This is a genomic window from Actinoplanes palleronii (genome assembly GCF_016862315.1).
In the GTDB taxonomy this organism is placed as follows: Bacteria; Actinomycetota; Actinomycetes; order Mycobacteriales; family Micromonosporaceae; genus Actinoplanes; species Actinoplanes palleronii.
In genome coordinates, this window is sequence record NZ_BOMS01000040.1 from 93092 (window position 1) to 116189 (window position 23098).

Annotated in this window: 23 protein-coding genes; 12 read left to right on the forward strand and 11 right to left on the reverse strand. The window is 70.3% G+C overall.

Features of this window, described 5'->3' with window-relative positions:
- Positions 1-318: 318 nt before the first annotated feature.
- The 5 genes from Apa02nite_RS13980 (at position 319) to Apa02nite_RS13995 (ending at position 4685) form a co-directional block, all read left to right on the forward strand.
- Positions 319-1464, forward strand: a complete 1146-nt coding sequence (locus tag Apa02nite_RS13980; protein WP_203825367.1) for a shisa family protein — start codon at positions 319-321, stop codon at positions 1462-1464.
- A 134-nt stretch (positions 1465-1598) separates the two neighbouring features.
- Positions 1599-2696, forward strand: a complete 1098-nt coding sequence (locus Apa02nite_RS13985) for a hypothetical protein (RefSeq protein WP_203825368.1) — start codon at positions 1599-1601, stop codon at positions 2694-2696.
- Between the two features lie 392 nt (positions 2697-3088).
- The gene (locus tag Apa02nite_RS51895; RefSeq protein WP_269748420.1) at positions 3089-3217 is read left to right on the forward strand and encodes a hypothetical protein; all 129 of its coding nucleotides are present in this window, start codon (positions 3089-3091) and stop codon (positions 3215-3217) included.
- A 320-nt stretch (positions 3218-3537) separates the two neighbouring features.
- The gene (locus Apa02nite_RS13990; RefSeq protein ID WP_067701749.1) at positions 3538-3915 is read left to right on the forward strand and encodes an ArsR/SmtB family transcription factor; all 378 of its coding nucleotides are present in this window, start codon (positions 3538-3540) and stop codon (positions 3913-3915) included.
- 95 nt (positions 3916-4010) lie between these two features.
- Positions 4011-4685, forward strand: coding sequence for a class II aldolase/adducin family protein (locus tag Apa02nite_RS13995; protein WP_067701746.1), 675 nt, complete (start codon positions 4011-4013; stop codon positions 4683-4685).
- A 259-nt stretch (positions 4686-4944) separates the two neighbouring features.
- Here the strand turns inward: Apa02nite_RS13995 and Apa02nite_RS14000 are convergent, their stop codons facing one another.
- The 3 genes from Apa02nite_RS14000 to Apa02nite_RS14010 all read right to left on the reverse strand — a co-directional run bounded on the left by Apa02nite_RS14000 (position 4945) and on the right by Apa02nite_RS14010 (position 9773).
- The gene (locus tag Apa02nite_RS14000; protein ID WP_239164308.1) at positions 4945-5763 is read right to left on the reverse strand and encodes a DedA family protein; all 819 of its coding nucleotides are present in this window, start codon (positions 5761-5763) and stop codon (positions 4945-4947) included.
- 144 nt (positions 5764-5907) lie between these two features.
- Positions 5908-8400: a polynucleotide kinase-phosphatase gene (locus Apa02nite_RS14005; protein ID WP_203825369.1), complete on the reverse strand. Its 2493-nt coding sequence runs from the start codon at positions 8398-8400 to the stop codon at positions 5908-5910.
- Positions 8397-9773, reverse strand: coding sequence for a 3' terminal RNA ribose 2'-O-methyltransferase Hen1 (locus Apa02nite_RS14010; RefSeq protein WP_203825370.1), 1377 nt, complete (start codon positions 9771-9773; stop codon positions 8397-8399). The genes Apa02nite_RS14005 and Apa02nite_RS14010 overlap by 4 nt, the downstream gene beginning before the upstream one ends.
- 97 nt (positions 9774-9870) lie before the next feature.
- Here Apa02nite_RS14010 and Apa02nite_RS14015 point away from each other — a divergent pair, with 97 nt between their 5' ends.
- The 4 genes from Apa02nite_RS14015 to Apa02nite_RS14030 all read left to right on the forward strand — a co-directional run bounded on the left by Apa02nite_RS14015 (position 9871) and on the right by Apa02nite_RS14030 (position 13354).
- Positions 9871-10353, forward strand: coding sequence for a SigE family RNA polymerase sigma factor (locus Apa02nite_RS14015; RefSeq protein ID WP_203825371.1), 483 nt, complete (start codon positions 9871-9873; stop codon positions 10351-10353).
- Positions 10350-11378: an LCP family protein gene (locus Apa02nite_RS14020; RefSeq protein ID WP_203825372.1), complete on the forward strand. Its 1029-nt coding sequence runs from the start codon at positions 10350-10352 to the stop codon at positions 11376-11378. Before Apa02nite_RS14015 ends, Apa02nite_RS14020 begins: the two co-directional genes overlap by 4 nt.
- A gap of 324 nt (positions 11379-11702) precedes the next feature.
- Positions 11703-12728 carry a class II fructose-bisphosphate aldolase gene (gene fbaA / locus Apa02nite_RS14025; protein WP_067701735.1) on the forward strand — a complete coding sequence of 342 codons (1026 nt, stop codon included), beginning with the start codon at positions 11703-11705 and terminating at the stop codon, positions 12726-12728.
- Positions 12729-12832: 104 nt separating this feature from the next.
- Positions 12833-13354: a hypothetical protein gene (locus Apa02nite_RS14030; protein WP_232344787.1), complete on the forward strand. Its 522-nt coding sequence runs from the start codon at positions 12833-12835 to the stop codon at positions 13352-13354.
- 10 nt (positions 13355-13364) lie between these two features.
- Here the strand turns inward: Apa02nite_RS14030 and Apa02nite_RS14035 are convergent, their stop codons facing one another.
- The 4 genes from Apa02nite_RS14035 to Apa02nite_RS14050 all read right to left on the reverse strand — a co-directional run bounded on the left by Apa02nite_RS14035 (position 13365) and on the right by Apa02nite_RS14050 (position 15357).
- Positions 13365-13547: a hypothetical protein gene (locus Apa02nite_RS14035; protein ID WP_203825373.1), complete on the reverse strand. Its 183-nt coding sequence runs from the start codon at positions 13545-13547 to the stop codon at positions 13365-13367.
- A 93-nt stretch (positions 13548-13640) separates the two neighbouring features.
- The gene (locus tag Apa02nite_RS14040) at positions 13641-13838 is read right to left on the reverse strand and encodes a hypothetical protein (RefSeq protein ID WP_203825374.1); all 198 of its coding nucleotides are present in this window, start codon (positions 13836-13838) and stop codon (positions 13641-13643) included.
- A 32-nt stretch (positions 13839-13870) separates the two neighbouring features.
- Positions 13871-14134 carry a hypothetical protein gene (locus tag Apa02nite_RS14045; protein WP_203825375.1) on the reverse strand — a complete coding sequence of 88 codons (264 nt, stop codon included), beginning with the start codon at positions 14132-14134 and terminating at the stop codon, positions 13871-13873.
- A 35-nt stretch (positions 14135-14169) separates the two neighbouring features.
- Entirely contained in the window at positions 14170-15357 is a 1188-nt protein-coding gene (locus Apa02nite_RS14050) for an LOG family protein (protein WP_203825376.1), read from the reverse strand.
- A gap of 74 nt (positions 15358-15431) precedes the next feature.
- On the opposite strand from Apa02nite_RS14050, the gene Apa02nite_RS14055 reads away from it, so the two are divergent.
- Together Apa02nite_RS14055 and Apa02nite_RS14060 are read left to right on the forward strand one after the other, a co-directional pair.
- Positions 15432-16421, forward strand: a complete 990-nt coding sequence (locus Apa02nite_RS14055; protein ID WP_067701717.1) for an ADP-ribosylglycohydrolase family protein — start codon at positions 15432-15434, stop codon at positions 16419-16421.
- 67 nt (positions 16422-16488) lie between these two features.
- On the forward strand, positions 16489-16911 hold the full coding sequence (locus Apa02nite_RS14060) for a DUF3151 domain-containing protein (protein WP_067701715.1): 423 nt from the start codon (positions 16489-16491) through the stop codon (positions 16909-16911).
- 236 nt (positions 16912-17147) lie between these two features.
- Here Apa02nite_RS14060 and Apa02nite_RS14065 read toward each other — a convergent pair whose 3' ends face one another.
- From Apa02nite_RS14065 to Apa02nite_RS14075, 3 genes are all read right to left on the reverse strand, one after another.
- Positions 17148-18566 carry a cobalamin biosynthesis protein CobQ gene (locus Apa02nite_RS14065; protein WP_203825377.1) on the reverse strand — a complete coding sequence of 473 codons (1419 nt, stop codon included), beginning with the start codon at positions 18564-18566 and terminating at the stop codon, positions 17148-17150.
- 63 nt (positions 18567-18629) lie between these two features.
- A complete protein-coding gene (locus Apa02nite_RS14070) occupies positions 18630-19577 on the reverse strand; it encodes a diacylglycerol kinase family protein (RefSeq protein ID WP_203825408.1) in 948 nt (315 codons plus the stop codon).
- A complete protein-coding gene (locus Apa02nite_RS14075; RefSeq protein ID WP_203825378.1) occupies positions 19574-20866 on the reverse strand; it encodes an adenylosuccinate synthase in 1293 nt (430 codons plus the stop codon). Before Apa02nite_RS14075 ends, Apa02nite_RS14070 begins: the two co-directional genes overlap by 4 nt.
- Before the next feature lie 105 nt (positions 20867-20971).
- Here Apa02nite_RS14075 and purD point away from each other — a divergent pair, with 105 nt between their 5' ends.
- Positions 20972-22213 carry a phosphoribosylamine--glycine ligase gene (purD, locus tag Apa02nite_RS14080; RefSeq protein WP_203825379.1) on the forward strand — a complete coding sequence of 414 codons (1242 nt, stop codon included), beginning with the start codon at positions 20972-20974 and terminating at the stop codon, positions 22211-22213.
- A gap of 322 nt (positions 22214-22535) precedes the next feature.
- Here the strand turns inward: purD and Apa02nite_RS14085 are convergent, their stop codons facing one another.
- The gene (locus Apa02nite_RS14085) at positions 22536-22985 is read right to left on the reverse strand and encodes an SCP2 sterol-binding domain-containing protein (protein WP_203825380.1); all 450 of its coding nucleotides are present in this window, start codon (positions 22983-22985) and stop codon (positions 22536-22538) included.
- Positions 22986-23098 lie beyond the last annotated feature (113 nt).

Below are 23098 nucleotides of genomic sequence, written 5' to 3' on the forward strand. Positions count from 1 at the left end.
GCGGCCGCGGTGTGGTCACGCGGCCTGCGCATTCGGAAGAGTGCCCGGAAACGGTCTGCCTCGGCCCCGGCGATCAATGAGCGGGGCGGGCGACTCGTGCGGGCAGTGGGCGTCACCGGAGGTCTCTGGTGCCTACCGGACGCCACGGCTGGAAGTCTAGGTGTTGGCGTCCAACGATGTCGCCCCTCGAACGAGCGACCCTGTGCGGGCCGCCTGAACCATCGTTGCCCGATGTTGCCACAGCGTTGCGCAGCGTGCGTGCCGGTCGCGGGACATGCCCTCCGACCGATACCGTGAATGGATCTAGAGGAGGACCCCGTGACCGTTCCCACATACTCAGCGCCGTACCCCACGGCGCCGCCGCCTCACCGGCCGATCACCGTGACGATCGCATCCGTGCTGCTCTTCGTGGTCGCCGCGGTCCAGGTCGTGTTCGCGATGATCGCTTTCTCGACGTTCGACAAGGCCGCGCCGATCTACGACGACGCCTACGCCGGCACCGACTTCGAGAGCTTCGGCAGCGCGCTGGCGACACTCTCGGTAGTGATGATCATTCTGTACGGGATCATCGCGGTCGGCATGGTGATCCTCGGCGTCTTCAACCTGCGCGGCAAGCAGCCGGCCCGGGTGATCACCTGGATCTTCTCCGGTGTCCTGATGTGCTGCTCGGTGGTCCTGCCGTACATGGCGGTCATCCTGATCACCCGGTTCGCCGAGGCGGTCGACGACGGCTCCGGCGCGCAGCGGCTGCCCACCCAGCGCGAGTTGGACGCCCGCCTCAACGACGTGGTGCCGGGCTGGTTCTCGTCGGTCGCGGTGCTGTTCACGCTGTTCGCGCTGGCGTCGCTGATCGTGGTGATCATCCTGCTGTCGGTGCCGGCGTCGAACCGGTTCTTCCGCAAGCAGGTGGCCGGGTGGAACCCGTACCAGACCGGGTACCCGCAGCAGCCGGCGTACGGCCAGCCGTACCCGGGGCCCTACGGGCAGCAGCCGGGTGCTCAGGACCCGGGATACGGGCAGCCGGGGCAGCCGGCGCCGGGTCTGCCGCCGTATCCGGGGCAGCAGCCGTCCGGGCCGCCGTCCTACGGGGCGCCAGCCGGGTACGACCCGTACGCGCAGCCGGGGCAGCCCTATCCGGGCCAGCCGCAGCCGGGGCAGCAGTTCCCCGGGCAGCAGTTCCCTGGGCAGCAGTACCCCGGGCAGGCGTATCCCGGGTCGGCCTATCCGGGGCAGCCGGGGTATCCGCCGCCGTCCGATCCGGGCGCCGCTTACGGTTCGCCGCCGTCCGACCCGCTGGCCGCTCCGCACGGGCCGCCGTCCGAGCACGGGCCGGCCAGCGACCCGTGGGCGTCCCCCGCGCCGCCGGCCGCGCCGCAGTCCTCACCGCCGGCCGACCAGCCGCCCGCGTCGCCGCCGGGCTCTTCACCCACCGATGAGCAGCGGCCGCCGCACAATCCGATCTGATCCGTACGTCCCGGACCGGCCCGCCCCTCCTCGGCGGGCCGGTTCGCTTTATCCACAGGCCGTCCGGGTACGCCCACGTCACGACCCGGGTACGCGATAGCGTTCGTGCCAGCCGACCACCGCGGGAGCCATCGATGTCGTACGCCGCCCTGCCGCCCGTCACCGCGCCCGTGCCGCCGCCCGGCGGCGCACCGCGCCCACCCGCGGTGTCGTCCGCGTCCGCCCTGCTCTGGCTGATGGGCGCGGCCGGCCTGGTCTACGCCGTCGCCGCGGTCGCCATCGCGCCCGGCACGGTCAACCGCTTCCGGGACGCGGCCACCGGTGACACCGCGGAGAACTACGTGTCGGTGATCTGGCTGGTCGCCGCGCTCGCCGCGGTGCTGGCGATCCTGTCGTTCGCGCTCTTCGTGGTGCTCGGCCTGGGTCTGCGCCGGGGCAGCCGGGTCGCCCGGATCGTCGCTCTGGTGGTCTGCGTGCTGGGCGGGCTCGGCGGGCTGGCCTCGTTCGTCTCGGTGCTCGTGCAGCGCTCCGGCGACCCGGTGCCGGGTTCGCTCGGCGAGGCGCTCGGCTCGGCGTACCCGGACGGGTGGATCGGCCTGAACGCCGTGGTCTCCGGTCTGCAGGTGCTCGCCTATCTCGCGGTCGGCGCGATGCTGCTGGCCGCGCCGCGGCCGTTCTTCGGCCACGCCCCGGCTTCGGCCGCGCCGTTCGGTACCTCTTTCGGTGGGCCTTCGGGTGCTCCGTCGGGTGCGCCTTTCGGCGGGCAGCCGGCGTCATCCGGCGCTCCTGGCTCCTTCGGGGCCCCGGCCACGCCCTACGGGTACCAGTCGCAGTCGCCCTATGGAGTGACTCCGGGAATGTCCTATCCGCCGGCCGGGCCGTCCGGATACGCGCCGACCGGTCCGCAGGGGTTCGTCCCGCCGGTTTCCCACACCGGCTGGCAGCCGCCGGTGTCGCACACCGGGTACCCGCCGGCCGGTGCCCAGCCAGTCGGGTTGCCGACTGGCACATCCCCTGGCAGCGCGTTCGGGAGTGCCCCGGAAGGACCCTCGGGCGCCGCCGGGCGATCGTCAGGCGATGTGACGCAGGGTTCCGGAAACCCGCCGGCCGTTCCGCCGACTACGCACGGTGGGCAGGGGCCGCACGGCGCCGTGCCGCTACCGGGTGATCCGGCCGCGAACCGGCCCGCGCCTGGCTTCGATGACGAATACTGGCGTCGACCGTCCGAGTGACCTTGCCGAAGAACGCCTAGATCCGGTTCCGTATCGACGACTGTGGGTCACTCGAACGGGTACAGACGGTTTCCCAAGGCGTCACCCGATCGGCTGTCCGGATAGCAGTAGATCGGCCATCCGGTGGGTGTTTTTCCCCAGTCGGACAAACGTGAATACCGTGGTTCACAGCACTCTCACAGCGCGGCTACCAGGTCATCTTGAGGCATGGATGGGTACCGTGACGGTGTTACCTGCTTTGAGCTGCATCTATGGTCGCCGGAAAGGTTGAGGGCCGATGAGCCATCGGTAAACCTTCTTTACAGAGTCATGTAGAGCACTGGGTCAATAGTTCCGTTCGTCCCGGCGGGGCGAAAGATTCCGGTTTCCTTCAAGCCAGTACGCTCGATGTCATGGATGCACGGCACGACCTGGGTAAATTCATCACTGAATTGACCGTCGCGCAGCGTGGTGTCGTGCTTTCATCGGGTCGTGAGGCGCGTAGCAACCCGTTGATCGCGCAGCGTGGCGTGATGATGTAGACGCGTTCCGTGTTGAGTCATCGTTCTGGATCGGTGAACGAAACAATCGATGAATTGACAATGTGGGTTGGCTCACTCCCGAGAAGGGGATCGAGACCTCGACACGGATGGGTAGCGACCAGATGGCGGCTGAGGCGTTGCAGGAGGCAGAGACCGAAGTCGGTGTCGGCGGAAAGGTTGATCGGATGGGTGGTGCGGTACGGGGCTCCGGCCCGCGCCGGCGGTCGACCGACACGGCGATCGATCTCGGCCTTACGGCCTGAAAGTTAACCGGTTCGTCCCTGCTCACATGCAGGAGAATCGATGCAGTTGGTGGAAGGATGGAGATCGTGGGAACTGCGTTGGCGGAAATGACTATGCCTCAGATCTCGCCGCTTGCCGGTGAGCCGATTGAACGCGCTGACGCCGAGCGCCTGGCGGGAGTGCTTAAGGCGCTCGCCGACCCGGCTCGGCTGCGGCTGCTGAGCCTTATCCAGTCCGCAACGGACGGTGAGGCGTGTGTCTGCGACCTCACCGCGCCGCTGGGTCTCTCACAGCCGACTGTGAGTCACCACCTGCGGATCCTGACCGAGGCTGGCCTGCTGGAGCGGGAGAAGCGCGGTGTGTGGGCGTACTACCGCCTCGTGCCGGCTGCTATCGCGACGATCGCCGACCTGCTGACCCCGCCTCGTAAGCGGGCGACCAAGAAGGCTCGCTGATCGGTGGTTATGCCTGGCGTCACTGAAACATGGGGGCGTGACGCCAGGCCGAGGACCTCTTCCCCTGGCCACCCCTGGCATTCGAGGAGGAACGGGTGAACTACGTCCCGGGTGATCTGCGTGATCAGCTCGCACACGTGGGTTACGACGTGGTCCAGGCCGGTCTTGTCTGTGGTTCGGGCGGAAATCTCTCCGCCCGGATTCCCGACGAGGAAGCCATCTGGATCACCGCGAGTGGTGCGTGGCTCGACCGGCTCAGCCGGGCCAGCTTCGCGCCGGTTCGTGTCACGGACGGTGAAGCCGCGGTGATCGGTGCTCTGCCGCCGCCGCGGATCGAACCGTCCAGCGAGCTGGCGTTGCACCTCGCGCTCTACCGTGCACGGCCGGACGTGAACGCCGTGGTGCACCTGCACCCGCAGACGGCCCTGCTGCTCGACGCGCTCGGCGAACACATCCGGATCGTCACCACGGACCACGCGTATTACCTGCGCCGCGTGTCCACCGTGCCGTTCCGGCTGCCGGGCACGACCGAACTCGCCGCGATGACCGCGGCGATGGCCGCCGACGGCACCGACTGCCTGGTGCTCAGCCAGCATGGCTGTGTGGTCATGGGTGACACGGTGGAGTTGGCACACAAGCGCGCCCGCAACCTCGAGGAAGCGGCCGCGATGACTTACCAAGCACTGGCCGCAGGCCGGTTGGAGCACCTCCGGGACTGCCCGGAGGAGTTTCTGAACCGGCTCGCGGGTTCCGCTGCCGTCTCGGTCTAGACGGAAACGCACTGACGCGGCCAGCCGGCCGTCCCCTAGGGCCGGCTGGAATGCGTCTTCCTGATCCGCCCGTAGCTGCCATCCGCAGCCGCGGGCTTTTGTCGTCTCCGGGCCCCGCCGGGCGCCGCAGGACCTCGGCTGGCTCTCAGGGGTGCCTCCGGCCGCCGGAGGCACCCCTGAGAGCTGCCGATACCGCGAGGTCATCGGGATGCACAACGGCCGGCCCCGGGATCCGGGACCGGCCGTGTGGTGGACGTGATCAGGCGCGGTGTGAGCGCGGGCGGCGGTTCGGGTCCTCGTCGTCCTCGACGTGGTGGGTCACGGCCTCGGCGAGACCGGCGATGCTCGCCGCGGCGACCACGCCGACCGCGGCCGACGCCTGCGGGCCCTGGTGCGTGCCGTTCCGCTTGGCCTTCCGCTCGCGCAGCATCTCGATGAGGATCGGCAGCGCCGAGATCAGCACGATCAGCACGACCACCGGCAGGATGTAGTGGTCGATCTTGTCGCCGATCGCGTCGTAGATCTTCCTGGCCAGCAGGTAGCCGATCAGCAGCACGCCGTCGACCCAGAGGACGGCGCCGACGATGTTCCACAGCAGGAACTGGCGGGCCGACATGCCGAGAGTGCCGGCCACCGGGTTCAGGAACGTCCGCACGATCGGGATGAACCGGGCCAGCACCACGGCCTTGGCCGGGCCGAACTTCTGGAAGTAGTACTCGGCCTTCTCCACGTACTCGCGCTTGAACAGCTTCGAGTCGGGGCGTTCGAACATCTTGCGGCCGTACTTCGCACCGAGCCAGTGGCCGAGCTGGGCGCCGACGATCGCGCAGATCGGCCCGCCGATCAGCAGGGCCGGCAACGAGATCTGGGTGCCGGGGCCGAAGATGGCGTCGGCCACCGGCGAGGCCGCGATACCCGCCAGGAACAGCAGCGAGTCACCGGGGAAGAAGAAGCCGACCAGCAGGCCGGTCTCCGCGAAGAGGATGGCCCACACGCCGTACGTCCCGAAGGTGTTGATCAGGTCCGTCGGGTCCATCGGGTTGAAGGCGAGCTGCTCGGTGAGCGCACGGATGTCCACGATGAGCCAGGGTACCGGCCCGACGGTAGCCCCAACCTGTATGACTGCTGTGGATACCTTGTGCTTGCCGGGGGGAAACCTCCCCGTCACGCGGCGTGTGCCCGGATGCCGATCGGGTGATCGATCGGCATCCGGGACGAACCGTCACAGGCGCGGGTCCACCGGTTCCGACTCGGCCGCCAGGATCGCGAAGACCAGCTCGTGCACCTGCCAGGACGGCGCGCCCTCGGCCAGCCGGTCCAGCGCCGCCAGGCCCAGCCCGTGCTCACGCAGCGCCAGGTTCCGCTTGCGGCCCAGGTTGCGCTGCCGCAGCCGGTCGAGCTGCTCCGGCCGGGTGTACTCGGGGCCGTAGATGATCCGCAGGTACTCCCGGCCACGGCACTTCACCCCGGGCTGCACCAGCCGGTTCTTGGCGCTCACGGTGGCGAGACCGGCGTACGGCTTCACCACCATGCCCTCGCCGCCGGCACCGGTCAGCGCCAGCCACCAGTCGGTGGCCTCCGCCTCGGCGGACGGGTCGGCCAGGTCGAGCACGAACCGGCGGGTCGGGGTGAACAGCTCCGGGTCCGCGGCGACCAGACGATCGGCGATCGCCAGGTGCCAGCCGTGGTCCTTGGCCGCGTACGACACACCGGCGCCGGCCAGCACCGCGAACGGCGCGAGGGTGACCCCGGTCAGGCCGTCGGTCGGCTTCACGTACGCCCGGTACGCCGCCGAGTAGCCGTCGATCTCCGCGGAGCGCAGCTCGATCCGGTCGCGCAGCGCGCTGACGTCCAGGTCCCGTGCGGCCACTTGGTCCAGCACCGCCAGGGCCGCCGGCAGCGCTGCCCGTCCGGCCGCGCCCACTCCGGCGTACTGGTCGCGGATCAGGCCGCCGGCCTTCGCCGACCAGGGCAGCAGCTCGGTGTCGAGCAGCAGCCAGTCGGTCTCCAGCTCGGCCAGGATCGGCTCGACCGCGACGCGGACCCGGGCCAGCAGCGGCTCGAGCAGCTCCGGTGCGAAGAACGGCCGCCCGGTCCGGGTCCAGATCGAGTCGCCCACGCCGGACGCCGAGATCCGGACCACGGCCCGGGAACCCATGTGCTTCTCCTCGCAGACCACCTGGTCGACGCCGGCCGAGCGCAGGTCGGCGAAGGCCGTTGCCGGGTACTCCAGGTAGCCGTCGACGGTCGAGCTGGAGCACGGCGCCATCGTCGGCGGCAGCCAGATCAGGGTCTCCGGGTCGATCGAGTACCGGCCCATCACCTCCAGGGCGGCCGCGGCGTTCTCGGCCGGGACGGTGGTCCGGCCGTATCCGTACTCGAGGTGTTTGCGTCCGGTGACGTCGGCGATGTCCAGACCGCGGTCCGGTTCGGTCTCGACCGTGGTCAGCGGGCGGATCGGGGCGTAGTACTCCTTGGCCGCCGGCACGCCGACCAGCTCGCGTTCCGGCCAGCGCAGCGCGGTCAGCGCGCCACCGAAGACGCAGCCGGTGTCCAGGCAGATGGTGTTGTTGATCCATTCCGGACGGGTGGTCGGCACGTGGCCGTAGACGACGGCCGCGGAACCGCGGTACTCCTGCGCCCACGGGTAGCGGACCGGCAGGCCGTACTCGTCGGTCTCGCCGGTGGTCTCGCCGTAGAGCGCGAAGCTGCGCACCCGGCCGGAGGCCCGCCCGTGGTACGCCTCCTTGAGCCCGGCGTGCGCCACCACCAGTTTGCCGTCGTCGAGCACGTAGTGGCTGACCAGGCCGTCGATGAAGGCCTTCGCCCGGTGGACGAACTCCTCCGGCTCGGCGGCCAGCTGTTCGAGGGTCTCCGGCAGGCCGTGGGTGAGCTGGACGGTGCGCCCGGCCAGCTTGCGGGCCAGCTTCTGCTCGTGGTTGCCCGGCACGCAGATCGCGTGGCCGGCGCCGACCATGCCCATCACCAGGCGCAGCACACCCGGCGAGTCCGGGCCGCGGTCGACCAGGTCGCCGACGAAGACCGCGGTGCGGCCCTCCGGGTGGGTGGCGTCGACCGGCCGGCCCGCCTCGTCCCGGACCAGCTCCCAGCCCAGCGTGCCGAGCAGCGTCTCCAGCTCGGCGCGGCAGCCGTGCACGTCACCCACGATGTCGAACGGGCCGCGCTCGTCGCGCCGGTCGTTGAACAACTTCTCGTAGCGGATCTCGGCGCCGGCGATCTCCTCCTCGCCGCGCAGCACGTGCACCTTGCGGAAACCCTCGCGGGCGAACTGGCCCAGCGAACGCCGTAGGTCGCGCTGCATCCGGGTGAGGACCCGCCGGTCGAAGGAGCGGTCCGGCCGGGCCTGGGTGCGGTCCCAGGCCACCGACTCGGGCACGTCCAGCACGATCACCACGGGCAGCACGTCGTGCTCCCGGGCCACCGCGATCAGCCCGGCGCGGGCGTGCGACTGCAGGTTGGTGGCGTCCACCACGGTCAGCCGGCCGGCCGCCAGCCGCTTGCCGGCCACGTAGTGCAGCACGTCGAAGGCGGCCGCCGAGGCGGACTGGTCGTTCTCGTCGTCGGCGACCAGGCCCCGGAAGAAGTCCGAGGAGAGCACCTGGGTCGGCGCGAAGTGGGTGCGGGCGAACGTCGACTTGCCGGATCCGGAGATGCCGACGAGCACGACCAGGCTGAGCTCAGGAATGTCGATCATGCGGTCACCTCCGTCGTGGTTTCGGTCTTGCGGAAGAGGGCGAGCTGAGTGGGTGCGCCGGTGGTCTCGTCCGGGTCGCCGACACCGCGGATGGTCACCGTGTAGCCGTAACGCTCGGCGACACCCTCGGCCCAGCCGGCGAACTCGGCCCGGGTCCACTCGAAGCGATGGTCCGAGTGCCGCATGCCGGTCAGGCCCTCGTAGTGCACGTTGTACTCGACGTTCGGGGTGGTCACCACGACCGCGCCGGGCTGGGCCCGGCCGAACACGCTGGCCTCCAGGGCCGGCAGCCGGGGCAGGTCGACGTGCTCGATCACCTCCATCAGGACCGCGGCGTCGTACCCGCTGAGCCGGCCGTCGCGGTAGGTCAGCGCGGTCTGGATCAGCGTGATCCGGTTGCGCTGCCGCTCGGACATCTGGTCCAGCCGGAGCCGGCGGGCGGCCTGGTCGAGCGCCCGCGAGGAGACGTCGGCCCCGACGATCTCGGTGAACCGGGTGTCCTTGATCAGCGCGGTGAGCAGCGCGCCGGGCCCGCAGCCGAGGTCGAGTACCCGGGTCGCGCCGACCTCGGCCAGGGCGGCCAGCACCGCGTCCCGGCGCTGCCCGGCGAGCGGCGCCTTGCGGGCCACCGGCAGTTCGGCCTCTTCCTCGCTGACCGGCTGGTCGGCGTCGAGCAGCGTCAGCGCGGTGGTCGCGTACGACTTGCGGTGCGCCAGGTAGCGACGGGCGATCAGCACCTTCTCCGGGTGGCCGGCGAGCCAGCCGGCGCCGGAGCGGAGCAGCTTCTCGATCTCGTCCGGGGCGACCCAGTAGTGCTTGCCGTCGTCGAGCACCGGGAGCAGCACGTAGAGGTGGTTCAGCGCGTCGGCGAGCCGGAGCGTGCCGGTCAGGGCCAGGTCGACGTACCGGCTGTCGCCGCCGCCGACCTCCTCCTCCAGCGGGATGGGTGTGGCGGTCACCGCCCAGCCGAGCGGGGTGAACAGCCGGGTGACCAGCTCGGCGCTGCCGCGCAGCACCGGCACCCGGATCTCCAGCGGGATGGCCTCGGCGGCCAGCTCGGGGCGGTCCTTCGAGGCACCCCGCAGGGCGGTCCGGAAGACCTTGGCGAGGGCGCTGGCGAGCAGGCTGGAGGCGGCGTAGGGGCGGTCGTTGACGTACTGGCTCAGCTCGAAGGAGTCGGCGCGGGCGCGTAGTCGCTGGGGATCGACGTCCAGCAACAGGGCGGCGGTGCACCGGTCGTCGGTGGCCTCCGGGTACATCACGTACGCCGTACCGGTGGGCATGTCGAACGAGTGCACCTTGCCGGGGTGTTTGACCAACAGGTAGCCGAGGTCGGTCGCGGGCCGGTGGGTGGTCGTCACGGTGAGCAGCACGGGTCGATGGTGTCAGTGCCAGGCCGCCCGGGCGATTGATTTGCCGCTGCGCGCAATGATTGCGGGGCCCGTTCCCGTCGTAGGAGCGGAGGTGCCCGTGACCTACGAGGAATTCGCCGACAGCCGGCTCAACGCGCTGCTGCGTTATGCCGTCATGCTGACCGGCGATAGCGACACCGCGCAGGACCTGGTGCAGGAGACCATGCTTCGGGTCCAGCTGCATTGGCGGCGGGTGACGCACAGCGACTCGCCGGACAGCTACGTACGCAAGATCCTCACCAACCAGTTCATCGAGTCGCGCCGCACCTCCTGGTGGCGGCGCGTGCTGTTGCGGCCCGATCCGGACCCGGTGGTCGCGGCGCCCGCCGATCACGCCGCCGAGAGCGCCGAGCGGGACCGGGTGTGGTCGCTGCTCGCGATTCTGCCCCGCCGCCAGCGTGCGGCCCTGGTCCTGCGGTTCTACGAGGATCTTCCCGACCAGGAGATCGCCGACATTCTCGGCTGCGCGGTCGGGACGGTTCGTTCGTCCATCTCGAGAGGGCTCGACGCGCTGCGCGCCGAGCTTGCGGAGGTCCGATGAGCACGGTCGAAGAAGAGTTGCGGGCCGCTTTTCAGCGGCACGAGGAGACGACGCCGGATGCCGGACCGCTGCGGCACCGGATCGATGCCGGATGGGTACGCGTGAAGCGCCGCCGCGCCCGCCGCCGGGTGATCGGAGCCGCTGCCGCGGTGCTGCTCGCCGGGCTCGCCGTTCAGGTCGTGTCCTCCACCTGGGGGCACGGGGGACAACCGGAAGCGGTGACCTTGGACGCGGTGGTGCCGGGTGACGGCGCGAACCTGCCCGCCGAGCCGGTCGACGTGCTGCTGATCGGCGCCGACCCCGGAGCCGACACCGGAACCCCGCGCGCCGACACGGTGATGCTCCTGCACGTGCCGGCCGACCGCGGCGCGGTGTGGATGGTCAGCCTGCCGCGCGACGGCCTGGTGAGCACGTCCGGTGCCCGGCCCGAGAAGCTCAGCTGGGTCCTGTCCACCGGCGGCCCGCGACGGGTGGCGAAGGCGGTGACGACGCTGACCGGGGTCACGCCGGACGCCACGGTGGTGGTTGACCTCGCCGGCCTGCGCGGGGTGACCGACGCGGTCGGTGGTGTGCGGATGTGCCTGGACGAGCCGGTCACGGCGCAGTTCGGCCGGAAGGGCCTGGCGAAGGGCTGCCAGCAGATCGACGGCGCCGAGGTGGAGTCGCTGCTGCGGGCCCGGCTCGGCATGGCGGCCGGTTCGCTGGAGCGGGACCGGAACGGCCAGCGGTTCCTGCGCGCGCTGACGGCCAAGGTGACGGCCGGCGGGGTGGTGGACCTTCCGGCGGCGCAGCGGCTGCTGACCGCGGCGGCCGGCGGCATCACCGTCGACGGGGACCTGGCCAGGCTGGTGCGGGTGGTCGGTGACCTCGGCTCACCGCAGCTGATCGGGATCAGCGAGCCGGTCCTGAACACGCCCCACCCCGAAAAGATCTATCCGACCGTTGGCGAGAGTCTCTTCCCGGCGATCCGCGACGACGGGCTGACGGCCTGGGCGGCCGCCAACCCGGGCTACGTCACGCGCTGAGGTGTGACATCGGGTGTGATGTTGGTCCCGTCACCCCGGCCCGGAGGGGACGAAACGGCACCCCAGGAACGGCCGCTCGGCCGTTGCGCCCGGCGTCGGCACGGAAGCCCTGCACAGAGCGCGAGCGAGCTGACCGTGCCGATCTGTCACACAAGTGCTGGTATGGCCCGGGAGTATTTCTCCGTTACGCGGCCTACGCCGGGTTCCAGTGTCGAATTTCGGGGTGATTTCCGCTACGCACCGCGACTGCGGAATACTTCTGTGCTGGAGGACAGCGCGGTCCTGCCCTCTGCATCCCGTGATGAATGAGCAAGGAGCGCACCGATGCCTATCGCTTCCCCCGAGGTCTACGCCGAAATGATCGATCGCGCCAAGGCCGGCGCGTTCGCCTACCCGGCGATCAACGTGACGTCCTCGCAGACCCTCAACGCGGCCCTGCAGGGCTTCGCGGAGGCCGGCAGCGACGGCATCGTCCAGATCTCCACCGGCGGTGCCGAGTACGCGTCCGGCCCGACCATCAAGAACATGATCACGGGTGCGGTCGCGCTGGCCGAGTACGCCACCGAGGTCGCCAAGAACTACCCGATCAACATCGCGCTGCACACCGACCACTGCCCGAAGGACAAGCTGGACAAGTACGTCCGTCCGCTGATCGCCATCTCGCAGGAGCGCGTGAACAAGGGCCTCGCCCCGCTGTTCCAGTCGCACATGTGGGACGGCTCGGCCGTGCCGCTGGACGAGAACCTGCAGATCGCCGAGGAGCTGCTCGCCGCGTCCGCCGCTGCGAAGATCATCCTCGAGATCGAGGTCGGCGTGGTCGGTGGCGAGGAGGACGGTGTCTCCGCCGCGATCGACGACAAGCTGTACTCGACCGTCGAGGACGGCCTGGCCACCGCCGCCGCGCTCGGCCTGGGCGAGAAGGGCCGCTACCTGACCGCCCTGACCTTCGGCAACGTGCACGGCGTCTACAAGCCGGGCAACGTCAAGCTGCGCCCGGAGATCCTCAAGGAGATCCAGGACGCGATCAGCGCGAAGTACGGCAAGGACAAGCCGCTCGACCTGGTCTTCCACGGTGGCTCGGGCTCGCTGCTCTCCGAGATCCACGGCGCCTTGGACTTCGGCGTGGTGAAGATGAACATCGACACCGACACCCAGTACGCGTTCACCCGCCCGGTCGTCGACCACGTCCTGAAGAACTACGACGGCGTGCTGAAGATCGACGGCGAGGTCGGCAACAAGAAGGCGTACGACCCGCGCGCCTGGGGCAAGCTGGCCGAGAACGGTCTGGCCAAGCGCGTCCTCGAGGCGTGCGAGCACCTCCGCTCGACCGGAACCACTCTCTCGAAGTAATCAATTTGGCGGTGGCCGGTTCCCGTACGCGGGGACCGGCCGTTGTCGTCTTGCGGGGTTACACAGCGACATGGGTACGATCGAGATGTCTTGATCAAGGGACGGTGATCGTGCTCGCTATCGAGGGTTGGAAACCCGAGTGGCATCACGATGCCGAGGCGCTCGCCGCGACCCATCGACACATGTTTGTGCGGCTCATCGGCCGGAGATTGCGATCAAGCTGGCTGCTCTGGGATGTCGCCGAGCGGGGCTGGTTCGCCGACGGCCCGGTCATCCTCGACTTCGGACTCAGTAGCGTCGAAATCACTCACCGTAAGTTCGACGAGTGTGCGATCACCTGGGACCAGATCGACCTGGCGGTCCCGATCGAGATGTACCAACACATCGATTGGCGCGCCGATCCGCACGCCGCGTTGCGCAACGCCCGCGGCCGTCAGCTCCGCGCCGTCAACATCATCGAGCGGACCACCTCGGCCGACTGGCGGCCCCGGGTGCTGCACGCGATCGAGTTCCTGTTCGACGGGGCCCGTCTCGCCGTCTACAACGCCATGGACGAGAACGGGCTCACCGACGTGGCGGAAGCGGATCTGCCGGCGGTCCACTGGCGCCGCGTGCACATCGCTTGAACAGGGGCGGTCAGAAGCCGCCGGCGCCGTTGTCCCCGGCGCTGCCACCGCGGTAGAGGTCGGTGGTGGCGTTGTCACCGGTCTCGGCCGAGGTCCGGTAGCCGGTCATACCGCTGTTACGCCGGCGCCGGAACCCGACCGCGACTGCCAGAACGGCCACCAGGCCGGCGAAGGTCAGCAAATAGGACAGCATGGTTCCTCCTGATCTGACTGGTGCGGTCGCCGTCGACGAGGACGACCGCACCATTGTCACCCGGCCGGGCGCCGGGAGCGCCTGGCCGAGCGGTCAGAGGCCGCCGCCGAAACCGCCGGCGTCACCGGTGTAGCGCGGCGAGTTCTCGAGGGCGGACCGGGTGGCGGCTTTGTCCGCGCCGCGGGCCGGGCCGTGGCTGGCGACAGAGCCACTGTTGCTGCGGCGCCGGAACTGGATCACGATGGCGATTCCGAACAGCAGAGCGAGAGCTACCAGGGCGAATGTCAGCATGACTGCAGTGTGCGCCATGCCCGCCACCAAGATCAATCTCCGCCGCCGCCACCGTCCCCGCCACCGCTGTCCCCGCCGCCGTCCGAGTAACTGTCACCGGAATGGTGCCCGGAGGAGTCGTGGGAGTGGCCGTGGTGATGGTGCGAGCCGCCGTTGTCGACGTAGTACGTCGGCTCGGTGCCGGCATCCTGCGGCCGACCGCGGTGGGCGTATCCCCGGGACCGTCGCGACCGGGCTCCCTTGACCAGCCCAACGACCGCGAAGCCGGCGATGACGACGATCAGCAGCAACTCCATGAGCGCAGTGTGCGGCATGGCGCCAAACCCGTGTTCTACCTGGTCAGCGCCGCCATCGCCTCGTCCAGCGAGTCGGTGACCACGATCAGCCCGGACTGGTCGCCGTGCGGTGACCGGGCCAGCAGCGTCCCCAGCAGGTCCACCACCGGCAGGTTGGTCCAGTGCTCGACCCGGAGGAAGACGAACGCCCCGGACGGCCCGTCGGTGCGGTAGAACGTCTTCGTCGCGGCCTGGAAGACCTCCTGCACCGTGCCGGCCCAGCCGGGCGCGAAGACGATCCCGCCCCGGGCCAGCCGCAGGATCGAGTCCTCCCGGACGGCGTTGGAGAAGTACTTGCCGATCTGCCCGGCGAACAGGTTGGCCGGCTCGTGGCCGTAGAGCCAGGTGGGCAGCGCGAGGCCGCCGTGCCGGAGCCGGTCGGCCAGGTCGACCGCGGGCAGCGGATAGGCCGCCCGGACGGCCAGGGCCGCTGCGGTGAACGGGTTGTGGTCCAGGAAGTCCGGCGCGGGCTCCAGCATGTCGACCGCCGCAGTCAGCTCGCGTTCGGTGCGGGAGGCGAAATACGCACCCAGGTTGGCCGCCTCCATCACACCCGGCCCGCCACCGGTGACGATCAGCCGGCCGTCGCGGGCCAGTCGCCGGGCCAGCGTCGCGGCCATCCGGAACGCCGCCGAACCACGCGGCTCGGCGTGCCCACCCATGATCCCGATCGCGCCCGCGGTGCCGTGCACCGACGCCCAGGCGGCCAGCGTCTTGCCCAGCGCGTTGTCGATCCCGGCGTCGTGCAGCCGCTGCGCGACCGCCTCACGGACGTCCGGAACGGCGCCGCCGCGGGCCAGGAAGTGCTGGTAGACGAGGGTGTCGTACATGCCGGCGAAGCCCGACTCGGCGAAACCGGCGGACAGGTCCTCCGGGGTGTAGAGCAGCGCCGGGTGGGTCGGGTAGGGCAACGACCGGAACGGCGGCACCAGGTGCGCACCCCGCCGGATCAGATCGATCTCCACCTCCGGGGAGGCGAGCTGACAACCGACAAAAAGCGTTTCTCGTACGTCTACCTGAGACAGGTCCGGCGCGTGCCGATCGAGTCGTAGTCCGAGAACGGTCAGTCCGGCCAGGCTGTCACGGACGAGGTGGCTGTCGAGTTCGGCACGGGACTCGATCTCGAATGCGGTGGCGTCGAACGGCAGGTCGCCGCCGAGCACCGGTTGCAGGGGATCCGGCATGCGTCAATGGTGCGCCTGCCGTGCGAGCCCTCAGCGGACACCCCGGCCGTTGACGACGGTCCTAGAGTTTGTGCATGCGTGCTGCGTCGGGATCGATGTTCGGGCTGGCCTACGGAGATGCGCTCGGCAAGCCCACCGAGTTCATGGACTACCCGTCGATCGTGCACCGTTACGGGCCCGGCGGCCCCCGCCAGCTCGAGGGTGAGCCGGCCCTGGTCACCGACGACACCCAGATGGCGCTCGCGGTCGGCGAGGCGCTGCTCGAGGTGCGCGACCCGACCCCGCGGCTGCTCGAGCCGGTGCTGCGCCGCCGGTTCCTGTCCTGGGCGGCCAGCCCGGAGAACGACCGCGCGCCCGGGATGACCTGCCTGCGGGCCATCGGTGCGCTCGCCGACGGGCGGCCGTGGATCGAGGCGACCCAGACCGGTTCCAAGGGCTGCGGGGCGAACATGCGGGTCACCCCGGTGGGCCTGGTCCCGGGGCTGAGCGACGATCAGCGGGCCGGCGTGGCGCAGTTGCAGGCCGCGCTGACCCACGGGCACCCGACCGGGGTGGCGGCCAGCGAGCTCACCGCGTACGCCGTCTTCTGGCTTCGTGGCGGCCTCGCGCCGGCCGACCTCCTCGCCGCCCTCCGGGATCGCTGCGACGAGCAGCGGAAGAACTACCGCGGCGAGTGGCTGGGCGAGCTGTGGCGGCGGCCGATGGTCGACTCGCCGGAGGAGTTCATCGCGCGCGGCTGGGACGAGTGCGCGGCCGCGCTGGACCGGGTCGCCACCGGGCTCGCGGCCGGCGCCTTCGACGGCGACCCGTGCCTGGTCACCGGGGCCGGATGGATCGCCGAGGAGGCGCTCGCGACCGCGCTCTACTGCTACTTGATCTCCCCGGACGAGCCGGTCGCGGTCCTCAGCCGGGGTGCTGCCTCGTCCGGTGACTCGGATTCGATCGCGTGCCTGGCGGGTGCGTTCGCCGGCGCCGCGCTCGGTCTCGGCGCGTGGCCGGCCGCCTGGCAGACCCAGATCGAGTACGCGGATCGCCTGTTCCGCCTCGGTGCCGCCTGGGATTGACGGCACTCCGGCGTGGGAAACGCCGAGCGGCCGGAATGATCCACTCGGGGGCGCGTTGAATGGGGTCATGCAAAACCTCCTTCCCGAGCCTCCGTCGACCCGACTGCCGGCCGACGCCGAAGCCGACCAGGCACTGGCCGCCGCCGCGGCGACCGGTACCGACGAGGCGTTCAAGGCGGTCGCCGCCAGATACCCCGCCTACAGCGCCGCGTGGGCGCCGCTGGCCACGAACGCGCTGGCCGCCGGCGAAACCGTGACCGCTTATGCCTATGCCCGCACCGGGTACCACCGCGGCCTGGACGCGTTGCGCCGCAACGGCTGGAAGGGCCACGGGCCGGTGCCGTGGGCGCACCAGCCGAACCAGGGCTTCCTGCGCTGCCTGCACGTGCTGTCGCTGGCGGCCGCGTCGATCGGCGAGGCGGACGAGGCGGCCCGCTGCGCCCAGTTCCTCCGCGACAGCGACCCCGCCGCCGCCGACGCCCTGTCCTGACCCGCAAGCGTGGGGACCCCAGGCGCGCTCCGCACCCAAAGTCCCCACGCAGCAGCAGCACCCCGCAAGCGTGTGAAGTTTGGGTGCGCTCCGCACCGAAAGTCCCCACGCAGCGGCAGCACCCCGCAAGCGTGTGAAGTTTGGGTGCGCTCCGCACCGAAAGTCCCCACGCAGCGATGGCACCCCGTGAGCGTGGGGACTTTTGGTGCGCTCCGCGCCGTAACTTCACACGCTGGTCAGAGGCCCTCCGCCACCGCGGCGGCGATCTTGAGCCAGGCTTCCCGGGTGCCGCTGGACAGCGCGCCGTAGCGGAGCGGCTCGCCGGAGTCGATCAGGCGCTCGTACGGCGCCATCTGCACCGCCCGGGTCCGGGCCGCGAAGTGCGCCTGGATCGACGGCAGGTCGATGTCCTTGCGGGTCGGTGGCATGGTCACCACGGTCACGGCCTGGCGGACCAGTCGCTGCCGGCCGCTGGTCTCCAGGTGGTCGAGCATCCGGGCGGCGGTCTCCGCCGAGTCGTTGCGGGCCGACATGGTGATCACCAGCTGGTCGGTGGCGTCGATCGCGGCCTGCCAGTTCTCCGCGCGGACGTTGTTGCCGGTGTCTACGAAGATCAGCTTGTAGAAGCGGCTGACCACGTCCCGGATCTCGGCGAACGCGCCGGCGGTCAACATCTCGCCGGCGGTCGCGGACTCGTCCGAGGCGAGCACGTCGAACATCCCCTCGCCCTGTGACCGGACGTATTTCGAGAGGTCACCGACCCGACCCCGAACGCCCTGCAGCAGCGGCAGGTCGCTGAGCATGTCGCGGACCGTACGGTTGTGGAAGTCCTGCTGCGCGCGCATCCCGAGGGTGCCCTGGGTCTCGTTGTTGTCCCAGGCCAGGACGTATCCGCCGCGCTTCTGGCCGAACGTCATGGCGAGCAGCAGCACGGCGACGGTCTTACCGGCGCCACCTTTCGGGTTGACCACGGTCACCTGGCGCAGCCCGCCGAAGTTGCGCCGGACCGTGTCGACGTCCTGCCGGTAGTCCATCTCGCGCCGTCCCGGTGCGAGCCGGACCAGGCCGAGGGTGCCCTTGCCGACCAGCGCGCGGGGACCCATGGTGGCCGAGGGCGCCGGCGGCGGAGCCAACCGGCGCCGGGCGAACTCGTCGGCGGTGGGTGTGTCGCCGCTGCCCGCGAGCGCTTCCTGGATCGGATCACCCTCCGGCCGCCGACGAGGAGCCGGCTGTTGAGGAGCCGGCTGCTGAGAAGCGGGCTGTTGAGAAGCGGACTGCGCGGGAGCCGGCTGCTGGGGAGCCGGAGCCTCGGGCCGCTGGTGCGGGAGCGGCGTGGTCTCCGGCCGGCCGGGTTGATGGACCGCACTGTCCGGAGGCAGGAAAGCCGGCGGCGCGCCACCCGGCCTGTCCCGCGCGACCGGCCGATAGACCGCCTCGTTGGGATGCACCGCCACACTGGGCCGCGCCGCCGGAGTGATCTCCGGCACAGCCGGCTCCGGATCGGCCGGTGGTCGCGGCTGCGGGGGCCGCCGCAACGGCTGGGCCCACGCGGACTCCACATCCCTGGGAGGAGCCGGTTCCGGTTCCTCCCAGAACGGCTCCACGTCCCGTACCGGTCCGCTGCCCGGTTCGCGGCCGTTGTGCTCGTTCTCCACGGCTCAGGCCTCCCCGTCCGAACTGTCCCGTCACCGAGCGTTCGTCCAGGGTGGCACAGAGCATCAGTCCGCGTACACCGCCCAGGCGCCGGCCTCGGTCCACCAGGAACGTTTCCGGCTGGTCGCACCGGCCACACCGTCGTCGAGGAACTGCAGCTCGCCCTCGCGGGGGAGCACCGACACCGCGCGGCCGCGCGCTCGGCGCACCTCTACGCGTACCCGAGTGCCTTTGAAACGCTGTTTGACGACGACCGGGACCGCGACAGCGACCTCGACACGGCCGTCGGTCGGATCCGGATCGGCCAGCAACCGCAGGCCGTCGAACTCGGCGTACCCGCCGCCGTTGCCGATCGCGCAGGCCAGGATGAGTTCCTCGCCCTCGGACAGGACGTTGTCGTCCACCTCGACCCGGCCCCGCCACGGCACCGCGGCGCCGTTGTCGTCGGCGCCGCCGAGCAGCGCGCCGTCCAGGGTCACCGAACCGCTGTCGTTGCGGAGCAGGTCGAGGCGGCGGCTGTGCCCGACGAGCACCGCTTTGGCCACCTCGGCCGGGGTGCGCGGCAGGCCCAGCTGAGCCGCGAGATCCATCGAGTTGTCCGGGTCGAGCGGCAGGATCGCCAGCGGCGGAAGATCCGGCACGGTCCGCGTCGGGTCCAGGTCCGCCGGCCGCTTGCTGGGCGGCGGCGCCCACCGGCGGACCATCCGGCGTACGACGGCGCGCAGCTGCCCGTCGGTGGCCGTGGCGATCACCAGTCGCAGGTCGTCCCGGAAGGCCGGCCAGGTCAGGCCATCCGCGCGGGCCGGTCCGTCGAACCGGGCCAGCACCGCGTCGATCTCCTGATCAGAACCGGCCTGCACGGTCTCCACCTCGGCGCCGCCCTCGCGGAGCGCGTCCGCACAGGCCAGCACCGGGGTCCGCGGGGTGGCGCAGACGGCGTTGCAGCCGCCGCACCCGGACCCGCACGAGTCGCCCGACTTCTCGGCCAGGCTGAGCACCAGGACGTCCATCAGGCGTCGCCGAGCACCGAGTGCCGCTCGATGACCGCTTCGCGGCCCGGGCCGACACCGACGATGGAGATCCGCGCGCCGATCCGGGCCTCGACGAACTCGACGAAGTCCTGCGCCTCGCGGGGCAGATCGGCGAACTTGCGGCAGCCGGAGATGTCCTGCTTCCAGCCGGGCAGCGTCTCGAAGATCGGCGTGGCGTGGTGGAAATCGGTCTGGTTGATCGGCATCTCGTCGTGCCGGACGCCGTTCACCTCGTACGCCACGCAGACCGGGATCTCGTCCATGCCGTCGTAGTTGTCCAGCTTGGTCAGTGCGAAGTCGGTGACCCCGTTGATCCGCTGCGCGTACCGGCCGATCACCAGGTCGAGCCAGCCGATCCGGCGCGGGCGGCCGGTGGTGGTGCCGTACTCGTGGCCGACCTCGCGCAGGTAGTCGCCCCACTTGTCGTGCAGCTCGGTGGGGAACGGCCCCTCGCCGACCCGGCTGGTGAACGCCTTGAGCACCGCGACGACCCGGTCGATCCGGGTCGGCGGGATGCCGGAGCCGGTGCAGGCGCCGCCGGAGGTCGCGTTCGAGCTGGTCACGAACGGGTACGTGCCGTGGTCCACGTCGAGCAGGGTGGCCTGGCCGGCCTCGCAGAGCACGACCTTGCCGTTGTCGATGGCCTGGGAGAGCTCCAGGGCGGTGTCCGCGACGTACGGCCGGAGCCGGTCGACGTAGGACAGCAGCTCCTGGACGACCTCCTCGGCCTTGACCGCGCTGCGGTTGTAGATCTTCGACAGCACCTGGTTCTTGAACAGCAGGGCGGCGGTGACCTTCTGCCGCAGGATCGACTCGTCGAAGAGGTCCTGCACCCGGATGCCGACCCGGTTCATCTTGTCGGCGTAGGTCGGGCCGATGCCCCGGCCGGTGGTGCCGATCCGCCGTGCGCCCAGGTAGCGCTCGGAGACCTTGTCCAGCGAGCGGTTGTAGGACGCGATGACGTGCGCGTTCGAGCTGACCCGCAGGCGCGACGTGTCGATGCCGCGCGCCTCCAGGCCGTCGATCTCCTGGAACAGCACGTTCAGGTCGACGACCACGCCGTTGCCGATCACCGGTACGACGTTCGGGGAGAGGATGCCGCTCGGAAGAAGGTGCAGTGCGTACTTCTCGCCGTCGATGACGACGGTGTGGCCCGCGTTGTTGCCACCGTTGAACTTGACCACGTAGTCAAGCCGGTCGCCCAGCAGGTCTGTGGCTTTGCCCTTGCCCTCGTCGCCCCACTGGGCGCCGACCAAAACGATCACCGGCACGTGAACGATGCCTTTCCCGAAACAGCTCAGTCCCAAGGTCGTACCTGGAGGAGCCCGGGTACTGCCGAAGTTTACGCGACGGTCGCGCAGGTAGGATGGGCCGTCGTGCGCGTACTTCTGATCGGCTCTGGTGGGCGCGAGCACGCGCTTGCCGTCGGGCTTGCCGCCGACCCGTCCGTCGACTTCCTCGCCTGCGCGCCCGGGAACCCGGGCATTGCCCAGGTCGCCGAGCTGCACGAGGTGAAGGCCGTCGATCCCGCAGCGGTTGCCGCGCTGGCCGTCGAGCTGAACGCCGACCTGGTGGTGATCGGGCCGGAGGCGCCGCTGGTGGCCGGGGTCGCCGACGCGGTCCGGGCCAAGGGCATCGCCTGCTTCGGTCCGAGCGCCGCTGCCGCGAAACTCGAGGGCTCCAAGGCGTTCGCCAACGAGGTGATGGCCGCCGCCGGGGTGCCCACCGCCCGCTCGTTCGCTTGCTCCTCCGTTTCGGAAGCCGCCGCGGCGATGAAGGAGCTCGGCGCGCCCTACGTGGTGAAGAACGACGGCCTGGCCGCCGGCAAGGGCGTGGTCGTCACGGACGACCTCGACGAGGCCCTGATCCACGCCGAGGCGTGCGGCACCGTGGTGATCGAGGAGTTCCTGCCCGGTCCCGAGGTCTCGCTCTTCGTGATCACCGACGGCACGGCGGTCGCACCGCTGATGGCGGCGCAGGACTTCAAGCGCCTGGAGGACGGCGACGAGGGCCCGAACACCGGCGGGATGGGTGCCTACGCCCCGCTCGACTGGGCGCCGGCCGACCTGACCGAGCGGGTGCTGCGGGAGACCGTCGAGCCGACGCTGGCCGAGATGCGCAAGCGCGGCACGCCGTTCGCGGGTCTGCTCTACGTGGGTCTCGCACTCACCCCGGACGGCCCCAAGGTGATCGAGTTCAACGCACGCTTCGGCGACCCGGAGACCCAGGTGGTGCTGGCGTTGCTGGACACTCCGCTGGCCGGGGTGCTGAAGGCCGCGGCCACCGGCACGCTCGCCGAGCAGCCGCCACTGAGCTGGAAAGACGGTTCCGCGATCACGGTGGTGATCGCCAGCCACAACTACCCGGGCGTCCCGCGCACCGGCGACGTGATCACCGGCGCCGAGGTCCCCGGTGTGATCCACGCCGGCACCGCCCGCGATGCGCAAGGTCGTCTGGTCTCGGCCGGCGGTCGCGTCCTCAGCGTCACCGCGACCGGAACTGATCTGCAGACCGCCCGCTCGGCCGCCTACGCGCTCGTCGACCGCGTCTCCCTCGACGGCGCCCAGTTCCGCACCGACATCGCGCTCCGCGCCCTCAACCACCAGATCAAAATCTAGCTTTCGTACGCATACGGAGCGCCCGCCCGCAGGCCACAAGCCAAGCCCCGCCCGTGAGGCGGACGCGAGGTCGCGGCCGCTCTTGACCGCAGCGCGACTCACGGTCCCGGCTGGTTCTCAGGGCCCTTATACGTGCTCGATAACGGCCCTGAGAGCCAGCCGAAGTCGGGAGCCGCGTCGCGGCCGGGAGTGGGCGCGGTCGGGCGCGAGACCATCACGGGACGCGGCTTGTAGCCTGCGGACTGGGAGTCATAGTTCGTACCAAAAAATGGGTGTGCGGACCGAAACCGGACCGCACACCCTGCGCCCAACGAATAAGAAATTATCCCTTGGGGATGTCGAAGAGCTTGGCGATGTTGGCGGCCAGGGACAGGTCGCCCTTCGCCTTGATCTTGCCGGTCATGAACAGCATCATCGGGTTGCCGTCGCCCGCGACGACCTTGAGGAACGTGACCGCGTCCATGGTCATGGCCAGCTTCGGGTCGCGCACCGGCTGGTTGGTGACGGTGCAGGCGCCGTTCTCGATCACGGTCTCGTAGGTGTCCGAGACGCCGTTCGGGCCGGTGATGATCCAGTGGATGACGGCCTGGGTGTCGCCGGCCTTCTCCGCGCGGAACAGCGTGGGCATGCGGTTGAAGACCTCATCGAGGATCTTGCCGCGCGCGTCCGACGCCATGATCTCGCTGAGCTTGGAGTCCGGCGTGGACTTGACGAGCTGCGAGAACTCCTTCGGGCCGATCGTGGAGAGCGACTCGGGGCTGAATTCAGTCATCAGGGGACCTTTCGGAATGAGCGTCGAACCTACTCGCCAGTAACCTTAGCGAGAATGCCGCTTTCTCGTGCAGTTTGCCACTCTCCAACAAGTGTTGGACGGTCGACGCGTCC